Source organism: Pararhizobium sp., assembly GCF_035497515.1.
In the GTDB taxonomy this organism is placed as follows: Bacteria; Pseudomonadota; Alphaproteobacteria; order Rhizobiales; family Rhizobiaceae; genus Pararhizobium.
Genome location: NZ_DATJDJ010000017.1, coordinates 1 through 9,210, shown reverse-complemented (window position 1 = coordinate 9,210; position 9,210 = coordinate 1). Strand labels below are relative to the sequence as shown.

12 protein-coding genes are annotated in these 9,210 nt (G+C 60.9%); 4 read left to right on the top strand and 8 right to left on the bottom strand.

From position 1 onward, the window contains the following. The 7 genes from VL202_RS01620 to ccoN all read right to left on the bottom strand — a co-directional run. The coding region (locus tag VL202_RS01620) for a heavy metal-associated domain-containing protein (RefSeq protein ID WP_325462447.1) at positions 1–340 on the bottom strand (340 nt) is incomplete at its 3' end. A 19-nt stretch (positions 341–359) separates the two neighbouring features. Next, on the bottom strand, positions 360–1,145 hold the full coding sequence (locus VL202_RS01615; RefSeq protein ID WP_325462446.1) for a DUF2189 domain-containing protein: 786 nt from the start codon (positions 1,143–1,145) through the stop codon (positions 360–362). A gap of 24 nt (positions 1,146–1,169) precedes the next feature. Continuing rightward, the gene (locus VL202_RS01610; RefSeq protein ID WP_325462448.1) at positions 1,170–1,388 is read right to left on the bottom strand and encodes a hypothetical protein; all 219 of its coding nucleotides are present in this window, start codon (positions 1,386–1,388) and stop codon (positions 1,170–1,172) included. Continuing rightward, complete coding sequence (gene ccoP / locus VL202_RS01605) at positions 1,385–2,266, bottom strand: cytochrome-c oxidase, cbb3-type subunit III (protein ID WP_325462445.1); 882 nt, start codon at positions 2,264–2,266, stop codon at positions 1,385–1,387. Before ccoP ends, VL202_RS01610 begins: the two co-directional genes overlap by 4 nt. After that, entirely contained in the window at positions 2,257–2,427 is a 171-nt protein-coding gene (locus VL202_RS01600) for a cbb3-type cytochrome c oxidase subunit 3 (RefSeq protein WP_325462444.1), read from the bottom strand. The genes ccoP and VL202_RS01600 overlap by 10 nt, the downstream gene beginning before the upstream one ends. After that, positions 2,424–3,164, bottom strand: a complete 741-nt coding sequence (gene ccoO / locus VL202_RS01595) for a cytochrome-c oxidase, cbb3-type subunit II (protein WP_325462443.1) — start codon at positions 3,162–3,164, stop codon at positions 2,424–2,426. The genes VL202_RS01600 and ccoO overlap by 4 nt, the downstream gene beginning before the upstream one ends. Positions 3,165–3,169: 5 nt before the next feature. Then, the gene (gene ccoN, locus VL202_RS01590; protein WP_325462442.1) at positions 3,170–4,825 is read right to left on the bottom strand and encodes a cytochrome-c oxidase, cbb3-type subunit I; all 1,656 of its coding nucleotides are present in this window, start codon (positions 4,823–4,825) and stop codon (positions 3,170–3,172) included. A gap of 987 nt (positions 4,826–5,812) precedes the next feature. Between ccoN and rpsU the strand changes: the two genes are divergently transcribed. Beyond that, on the top strand, positions 5,813–6,049 hold the full coding sequence (gene rpsU, locus VL202_RS01585; protein ID WP_325462441.1) for a 30S ribosomal protein S21: 237 nt from the start codon (positions 5,813–5,815) through the stop codon (positions 6,047–6,049). A 315-nt stretch (positions 6,050–6,364) separates the two neighbouring features. On the opposite strand, the gene VL202_RS01580 is transcribed toward rpsU, so the two are convergent. Beyond that, positions 6,365–7,318, bottom strand: a complete 954-nt coding sequence (locus VL202_RS01580; RefSeq protein WP_325462440.1) for a LysR family transcriptional regulator — start codon at positions 7,316–7,318, stop codon at positions 6,365–6,367. Between the two features lie 151 nt (positions 7,319–7,469). On the opposite strand from VL202_RS01580, the gene VL202_RS01575 reads away from it, so the two are divergent. The 3 genes from VL202_RS01575 to VL202_RS01565 all read left to right on the top strand — a co-directional run. Further along, positions 7,470–8,072 carry an NADPH-dependent F420 reductase gene (locus tag VL202_RS01575; protein WP_325462439.1) on the top strand — a complete coding sequence of 201 codons (603 nt, stop codon included), beginning with the start codon at positions 7,470–7,472 and terminating at the stop codon, positions 8,070–8,072. 3 nt (positions 8,073–8,075) lie between these two features. Beyond that, complete coding sequence (locus VL202_RS01570) at positions 8,076–8,567, top strand: SRPBCC family protein (protein WP_325462438.1); 492 nt, start codon at positions 8,076–8,078, stop codon at positions 8,565–8,567. A 71-nt stretch (positions 8,568–8,638) separates the two neighbouring features. Further along, positions 8,639–9,210, top strand: a 572-nt coding sequence (locus tag VL202_RS01565; RefSeq protein ID WP_325462437.1) for an SDR family oxidoreductase, incomplete at its 3' end; no start/stop codon positions are given.

Below are 9,210 nucleotides of genomic sequence, written 5' to 3'. Positions count from 1 at the left end.
CGGTCTCTGTTCCCATTGTGAAGACGTGCGCATCATAACCGATCGCCTGCAGCCCGCCGATCAGATCCGGCACCCGGCCATCGACCGCGCGCCAGCGCACCGATGCGCGCTTCATCGACAGGTTGACCCGGGCGTGCTCGACACCGGGCAGCGCCGACAGGCTCCGCTCGACCGATGCGATGCAGGCGGCGCAATGGATACCAGGCACGGAAAGATCGCTCTGGCGCGATCCGTCTCCGAGATCACGGCTCGACAGGACGAGTTCATCCGGGCTGAGCGATACCGGCTCGATACCCCCGATGACCAGCGATGCCGACGCATTGGGCGCGCAACAGCTCATGATCTTGCTGTCGACCTCCTCACTTCATTGCCCGGTAGGCATGCCAGGTGGCATGTCCGAGCAGCGGGAAGATGACGATCAAGCCGACGAAACCCGTCAGCAGCCCGACCACCGTAAGCCCGAGCACGATCGCGCCCCAGGCGATCATCACACGGCGATTGTTCCAGACGATCGAGATGCTCGTGCCCATCGCGGTGAACGCATCGGTGCGCTCGTCGAGCAGCATCGGAATGGCAAAGACGCTGATCGCGAAGGAAAAGGCGGCGAAGATCCCGCCGATGACCGTGCCGGTCAAAAGCATCGCCCATCCGATGCCGGTGGTGAACAGCATCGGCACGATATGGTCCATGCCCGGAAACGGGTGCAGGCCGAAGAACAGCGCGTAGACGATTACGGCGGAGCGCATCCACAGCAGCGCCAGCCCCAGCAGGATCACACCGGTGAAGAGCACCTGCGCACCCGATGCCGGCCGAACGAACAGCATGTGCCCAAGGCTCGACGGTCTGTTCGCCCCGATCAAACGGCTTTTTTCATAGAGGCCGATCGCCACCAGCGGCCCGACCACCATGAAGGCGGCAATGGCCGGGAACAGGATATAATCCAGCCCCAGGAAAATCAGCCCGGCGGTGACCGCAACGGAAATCGCAAAGACCACGAGGCCGTAGAAAAAGCTGCTTGCCGGCGATGTCATCAGGTCGCGCCAGCCGGCGCCCAGCCAGCCAAGCGCGGCACGCGCCGAAAGCCCCCGTTGACGCGCCTGCGCCGCGGTCGGGCCGGCGATGGGCGCGGTGTGAGAATTGCTCATGTTGATCCATCCTTCTTCAAGGCTCTAACAGGCCGATTTCGCCGCGCCGTATTCTATACCAGGAGCCGCCTCTCCCGATGGCTTGCCGTGCGGCACGCAATCCGGCTGCGATTGCAATGCGACATAGAGAAGATGCGCATTGGCCACGAAGAAAATCACCAGTGCCATGCCGAGCAGCGCGGTCATGAACAGACCACCGCGCGACCAGGGCCTCTTTGATGATTTTTCCGTGGTGGTCGTCATATCTTGCTCTCCGAAAGAGACAGGACGTAGAGCGTCAGCATCTTTCGGTCGGTGATGGACAGGCGATCTTCCCAATGCGGCATCTGCCCCTGGTGGCCATTGACCACCGTGGCATGGATCGACGCGCGATCGCTGCCATAGATCCACCATGCGTCGGTCAGGTTGGGAGCACCGACATCCGCCTTGCCCTTGGCGTCATCTCCGTGACAGGCGACACAATTGTCGGCAAATACCTCCTTGCCGCGCGCAAGGCTTTCGGATGATGTCGCCTCTGCTGTTTCAACACCGCCCAGAGACCGAACATAGGAGACGACATCGCTGATCTGCGTGCGGTCGAGAACGCCGTCGCGACCGAAGGCCAGCATCTGCGAAACACGGGTGTCGGGATGCGTGGAATTGATGCCGACCCGGACGGTTTCAAACACCGTGTCCGGGTCTCCGCCCCATAACCACGCTCCCGTGGTCAGATTGGGAAAGCCCTTGCTTCCAGCACCCTTGGTCCCATGACAGACGGAGCAATTGTCCCCGAATAGGGTGCTCCCCGCCTCGTTGACGATCGTCATCAGGGCCGGATCGGCCTTGATCGCGGCAAAATCCATGGATTCGATCTTTGAGGTCCAGACGCTGCGTTCGGTGCTCGCCAATTCAAGTTGCTGCTCCACCTGGGTCTTCTGGTCGAGCCCGAGCAGGCCCTTGGTATAGGTCCGGCCCAGCGGGATTGCCGGCATCAGGATCCAGTAGCAGATGGAAAACAGCGTCGTGACCACCAGGAAGAAGATCACCACGCGCGGGATGGGAGTATAAAGTTCCTTGATACCGTTCCATTCATGGCCGGTGGTCATCTGGCCAGTGACGGGATCGCGTTCGCCTATGTCCATGGCTTGTCGTCCTCATCGAGAATACTTTGTTTCGCAACGTGAAATTTGCGCAGGTTGGCCGGCCAGAGCGCGTAGATCACCACGCCGATCGCTAATGCGACCAGATAGAAAAGGCCCCAGCTCTTGGAAAAGGCCACGAGAGTTTCGTGATCGAGGTTCATTTCGCCGCCTCCGTTGCGCTGGAGGCCTGCTTATGCGCGACATCCGTCAAGCGGCCGATGATCTGGAGATAGGCGACGAGCGCGTCCATTTCCGTGATCTGGTCGGGGTTGCCATCAAACATCCGCACCTGCGTCGCCTCGCCATAACGCTCGGAAACGCCGGCGGCAAAGTTGCTGTCGGGCGATGCCTGGCCGAAAGCATCGTTGCCGGCATGGGCGATCATGTCGTCCGTGTAGGGAACGCCGACCGCGCGCATCGCCGCCAGATGTTCGCCAAGATCGTCGATCTTGAGCGCGTTGCGCCCCAGCCAGCCATATTTCGGCATGACCGATTCCGGCACGACATCGCGCGGATTGTGCAGATGGGCCACATGCCACGCGTCGGAATACTTGCCGCCGACGCGGGCAAGATCCGGCCCGGTCCGTTTGGAACCCCAGAGCATCGGATGGTCGTATTTCGATTCCACCGCCAGCGAATAAGGACCGTAGCGCTCGACCTCATCGCGCAGCGTGCGGATCATCTGCGAATGGCACGCGTAGCAACCTTCCCGAAGGTAGATATTGCGTCCGGCAAGCTCGAGCGGCGTGTAGACGCGCATGTCGGGCGCGTCCTCGACCGTCTGGTCGATCGTGAACAGCGGCGCGATCTCGATGAAACCGCCGATGCTGGACACCACGACGATGGCGAGCACGAAGCCCATGGCGCTGCGTTCGATTTTTCTATGAAACTCGGGCATGTCGTTTACTCCGCAGGCACGGGCGAGGCAGCGGCCTGCCTTGGCTCTGGAACGTCCGCAGTCGATTTGGACAGGGCGTCCGGCGCCATGCGGATCGTCATCCAGATATTATAGGCACAGACGACCGTTCCAAGCAGGAACAGGAAGCCACCGAAAGCCCGGGCGATATAATAGGGATGCATGGCGACGACGGAGTCGATGAACGAATAGGTCAGCGTTCCGCTTTCATTGTAGGTGCGCCACATCAGGCCCTGAATGATGCCGGAGTTCCACATCGCAAAGACGTAGATGACGGTGCCGGCGAGCGCCAGCCAGAAGTGTACCTCGACCAGGGCGGCCGAATACATGCGCTCGCGCTTCCACAGCCAGGGCACGACGCTGTAGATCGAGCCGAAGGTGATCAGCGCCACCCAGCCGAGTGCGCCGGCATGGACGTGGCCGACGGTCCAGTCGGTGTAGTGCGATAGCGAATTCACCTGCCGGATGGCGAGGAACGAGCCTTCGAAGGTGGAGAGACCGTAGAACACCGCTGCCGCCATCATGAAGCGCAACGTCGCATCGTCGCGGACCTTGTGCCAGGCGCCGTTGAGCGTTGCCAACGCATTGCCGGCCGAAGCCCAGGACGGAACCAGCAGCACGAGCGAGAATGTCATGCCGAGCGTCTGCACCCATTCCGGCAGCGCGGTATAATGCAGGTGGTGCGAGCCCGCCCACATATACATGAAGGTGATGCCCCAGAAGCTGATGATCGACAGGCGATAGGAAAAGATCGGCCGACCCGCCCGCTTCGGCAGGTAGTAATACATCATGCCGAGAAAGCCGGCGGTGAGGAAGAAGGCGACGGCGTTGTGGCCGTACCACCATTGCGTCATCGCATCCTGGACGCCGGAGAAGGCGGAATAGCTCTTCGCATGGCCGAACGAGACCGGAACGGCGAGGTTGTTGACGATATGCAGCACGGCCACGACGAGAATGAACGCCATGTAGTACCAGTTGGCCACATAGATATGGGGTTCCTTGCGGCGTGCGAGCGTCCGAATGTAGAGAGTGAAATAGGCCACCCAGACAATGACCAGCCAGATATCCGCATACCATTCGGGTTCCGCATACTCCTTCGATTGCGTCACGCCCATGAAATAGCCGGCGGCCGCGATGATGCAGAACAGATTGTAGCCGAGCAGAACGAACCAGGGGCTGAACTGGCCGGCAAGGCGGGCCCGCGAGGTGCGCTGCAGCACATGGAAGGACGTGGCGATCAGCGCGTTTCCGCCGAAGCCGAAGATGACGCCGCTCGTATGGACCGGACGCAGGCGCCCGAAGCTTGCCCATCCGGCATCGAAGGTCAGGTCCGGCCATGCCAGAAGGCTGGCCACCCAGACCCCGACGGCCATGCCGATAATGCCCCAGATGATCGTCAGTATGATGCCGACCTTGCTCGGGTCGTCGTAATATTGGGTCAGCCGCTCCGCGCTCGGTTCGGGCGCATAAAAGGAGGACAGGACCAGGAAGATGAAGCCGACGCTCAGCGCCAGCACGATCAGGCCGTGCACCCCGAGTGGATCGGCGCGGCCGGCAACCCCCATGGCCAGTCCGGCCAAAGCGAGGGCGATGAGAACGACGAGCGCCAGTTGCCGCTCGCCGGATGTCAATTGCGCTACCATGTCAGATCCGCCCCGCCTGGTTATCGACCGACCATTCGGCGTGCCGTCCGGATCGACAGATGTCGTCGGCTCGACAAGCAACGCGATGCCTGATGGAACAGGAAAATACTCTTCTCTGGTAACACACTGAACGTTTCCTTACACGATCCGGCACAGCACGATCTGCTGCCCACCCCCGTGGGACCGACTGATGCTCGGCACGATGCGTGAGGGACAGGCATCGCCCGAGACCTCCCGATTGGATTCGCAAACGCCTTGGTAGTCAAGATACGAGAGTTAGTGATTTTCCAAATGCCGTTGATTTTTTGCAACTGGAACGTTTAATCTCCACAGGAAGACATGAGGCACCCCAAAGGACGGCCGGCACGCCCGTCCGATTAAAGCGGATTTTCTCTATGCTTTTGAAAACTATATCAGATACTTCGAATGCTTCATGAAATTTCAACACCGAGAACGACACTGAAAAACCGGTTTCAAACGCCGCAGCGTGGCAATTTGCCATCCTGCGCGGTTGTGCCACGCGGCAAGCCGGCGATCCAGACAAGATGCCGCGGCTTCAGGCCGGAACTGTTCGCATAGCTGAACACAGGCGGGACAGAATTGACGCGTTTCAGACGGCACCCCGGAACATCGATCAAGACCTGCGCCTTTCCCTGCCACCAGGCATCGACGCGAATGCCCTTTCGGAGACCGGCATCACCATCGTCACTTCCGTCGAGATCGACAGCGGCACTTTATAGAGGAGGACAGGAATCACGGCGCGCGACCTGCCATTCCATAACTCCTCCCACACCCGTTTTCCCCAGATGGCCGCCGCGGCGATTTGCCAACGCAACCGCGCTCAACCACGAAATTCGCCCATTCCACGTGCCTGAGGACAAAATAAACGCCAACAATCGACAAAAGGAGCCACTCAACACGGCTTCCAAGCCTTGATCGATGACGCACATGGCCTTATGAGAGCGTCAGTGATCCAAGGAGTTTACATTGCAGGTTCTGGTCCGTGACAACAACGTTGAGCAAGCGCTCCGTTTTCTGAAGAAAAAATTGCAGCGCGAAGGCGTCTTCCGCGAAATGCGTCTGCGCGAACATTTCGAAAAGCCGTCCGAGAAGCGCGCCCGCGAAAAGGCCGAAGGCATCCGCCGCGTCCGCAAGCTGGCCCGCAAGAAGCTCGAGCGCGAAAGCGGCGTATCGACGGCCAAGAAGCCCGCCCGCAAGGGCTGAGAGCTTCTGCTCGCATCGCTGGGAAAAACTCAAGCTGCCCTTCGGGGCGGCTTTTGGCGTTTATGCCGGCTGCATCACACGAAACCAAAGATTTGCAGCGCGCCATTTCGACCTGAAAGCGCGGTGGGCAAACACGAACATGAAAAACGTTGGCTGATTCCGATCGTCCGCGATCTGATCCAGAGCGTCGTGATCGGCAAGACACCCGACTCACCAGCCGACCTCTGTCTTACAGCGCCTTAAATATGCTGCATAATCTTATCCCTAAATCGACTTAAGGAATGATGCTGTCGCGTCTGCTTGGGGTTGGCGCATTCAAGAACGTGACGACTGCTTCAATCCAGCGGACATCCCCGATCTGATGATGTCCGCACCGTGCCATAGCGCCTTCACCCGGTCGACGAACCATTTGCCAGCCGGTCCAGGAGGCTGCGCGGGCCGGTGGAAAGCCGACATCGTCAGCATGTAGCCTGAGGGTGGCATGTCATCGACATCGAGGACGCAAAGGGCGCCTTCGGAAAGATCTCTCTCGATCATGTGCAGCGGCATGCCGCCCCAGCCGACGCCGTCCTTGAGGAAGGCATGCTTCGTGGACAGGTCCGCCAGCCGCCAGGTCGCAGGCGAGGCGACCGCGAAATCCCGTCCGGATGTGAGGTCGGACCGATCCGTCAGGACGAGTTGGATATGCTTCGTCAGTTCCTGGCGGGGAATGCGGCCTTGAAACAGCGCAAGCGGATGCTGCGGCGAGGCGACCGCGATCAGCGGCAATTCACCCAGACGCTCGCTGACGAGGGACGGAAACGGCTGAGGCAGCGGCGGCAGGATGCCGAGGCTGCAGTGGCCGTCCAGAACCGGCTGATAAGCCGCGCCCAGACCTTCGACGAACAGTCGCAGCGGCGTCAGTGGAAACTGGCTCGCGAACTCCCTCGCGACTGCGCTGATGACCGAAGTGGGAAAGAAGACGTCGATGACCACTGAAAGTTCCGTTTCGACCCCAGAAGTCATCGACCGTGCCCTCGCCTTCAGCGTGTCCACCCCGGCGACAATGTTTCGGGCGTCGGCGAGCAGCAGCACGCCCTGCGGTGTCAGGGCCGGGTACCTGCCCGATCGATCGAAGAGGGCGACGCCGATCTGGTCCTCCAGCGCCCCGACCCATCCGCTGACAGCAGACTGAGCGCGGTTCAGCTTTCTGGCTGCGGCAGAGAAGCTGCCTTCATCCACTGCGGCGATGAACGTCCGCAATTGGTCAAGCGAAACAGCTTCGATCATTTCCAGCCAACCATCTCAAAAACAGATATATTCTATCATATTATATCATCTTATCAGATGAACCGCCAAGACCTATGTTGTCAGTACCCACCGATACCGAGGTTCCTCCCCGGCATCTCGGTCAAGGAAACGAAGTCGACCAGGAGCGATTATGACTTACGCGATTATTGGAAGTGGCAGTGTCGGCAGGGCTCTCGCGAGCCAGTTCGACCGCAGCGGCGTCACCGTGGGCGTCGCAAACTCTCGTGGCCGGGACGCGGCGGCGGCAGCGCTCGCTGGACTGGGTGACGCGGTTCGTCCGCTTGGCCTCGAGGAAGCAGTTGCCGCCGACGTCATCATTCTCGCCGTCCCCTTCCGGGCGCATCTCGAAATCGCCAAGGCCGCTGCGAACTGGGAAGGCAAGATCGTCATCGATGTCACCAATGCATACGGCGTGCCGCTGTCCGACCTCGGCAACGAGCCTTCGTCTGCCGTGGTGGCGAAGTCGATGCCCGGCGCGCATCTTGTCAAGGCGTTCAATCACCTGCCCGCCCATCTTCTCGGCCAGGATCCGCGGACGGCCGCAGGCCGCCGGGTCATCTTTCTGTCGGGCGACGACGATCATGCGGTGTTGACGGTTTCCGACATCGTTCGCAGGCTCGGCTTCGCCCCCGTAAACCTCGGAAGGATTGCGGAAGGCGGACGTCTCGTGCAGGCGCAGGACAGGAGCTGGGCACCGCTCATCTTCCAGGATCTCTTCAAGGCGGAGGGCTGACCCGTGTACGATCGTGTCATCTGGCCGGAACGCCATGATCCGAAGGTCTCGGCAATCTACGCGCTCAACGACATCGACGTGAAGGCGCCCGCCGAGGTGGTGTGGAAGCTGCTGATCGACGCCAGGGACTGGTATCGTTACTTCCCCGCCGAAGACCAGGTCGAAATCCCGTCGGGAGAGCAGGGTCTGGCGATGGGGACCCGATACAGCCGCGTGACCGTCGGCTACCCGATGAGCCTGGTCGTGACGGAATTCGTCGAAAACCGGAGGCTCGCCTGGGCGACCACGGTCGATGGCGACACGACAGGATCCACCGCCTACCACGGCTGGGTCATCACGCCCACGCAGGACGGCTGCCATGTCCTGACCGAGGAGACACAGCAGGGCGAGTGGTTCCTCGACATGCTCGGCCGTCGCCATCCCGGCGGTCTCTACCGCTATCACCAAGACTGGGTCGAACGTCTCGCGGGCGCCGCGGAAGCGGCCATCGCCTGATATCAACACAGGAACATACGGGATACGTCCACCGCGACGAAACCCGGATCAATCTGAAAGGAAACGACATCATGAAGATTGAGCTGAAAGGGCGTAGGGCCGTCGTCACAGGCTCCACCGCCGGCATCGGATTCGCGATCGCGGAAGGACTTGCACGTGCGGGCGCCTCGGTCGTGATCAACGGGCGTGGAGAAGAACGCGTCGCCGCAGCATTGAAGCAGCTCCGGCTCCGTCTCCCGGAAGCAGAATTCACAGGCGTCGCCGCCGACCTGTCGACGCCCGATGGATCGTCCATTCTGGCGGGCCGGATCGCAGACGCCGACATCCTCGTGAACAATATCGGCACGGCCCACGTCAACGGCTTCTTCGACCAGTCGGATGCCGAATGGCTTGACCTGTTCCAGATCAACGTCATGAGCGGCGTTCGTGCCGCCCGGCACTACATGCCGGGGATGGTCGAACGCGGCTGGGGGCGCGTCGTGTTCATCAGCAGCGAATCCGCTGTCAACATCCCGAAGGAGATGATCGATTACGGGATGACGAAGACGGCGCAACTCTCCGTGTCCCGCGGTCTTGCCGAACTCGTCGGCGGGACCGGGGTGACCGTCAACTCGGTCCTGCCGGGCCCGACCCGCTCCGAGAT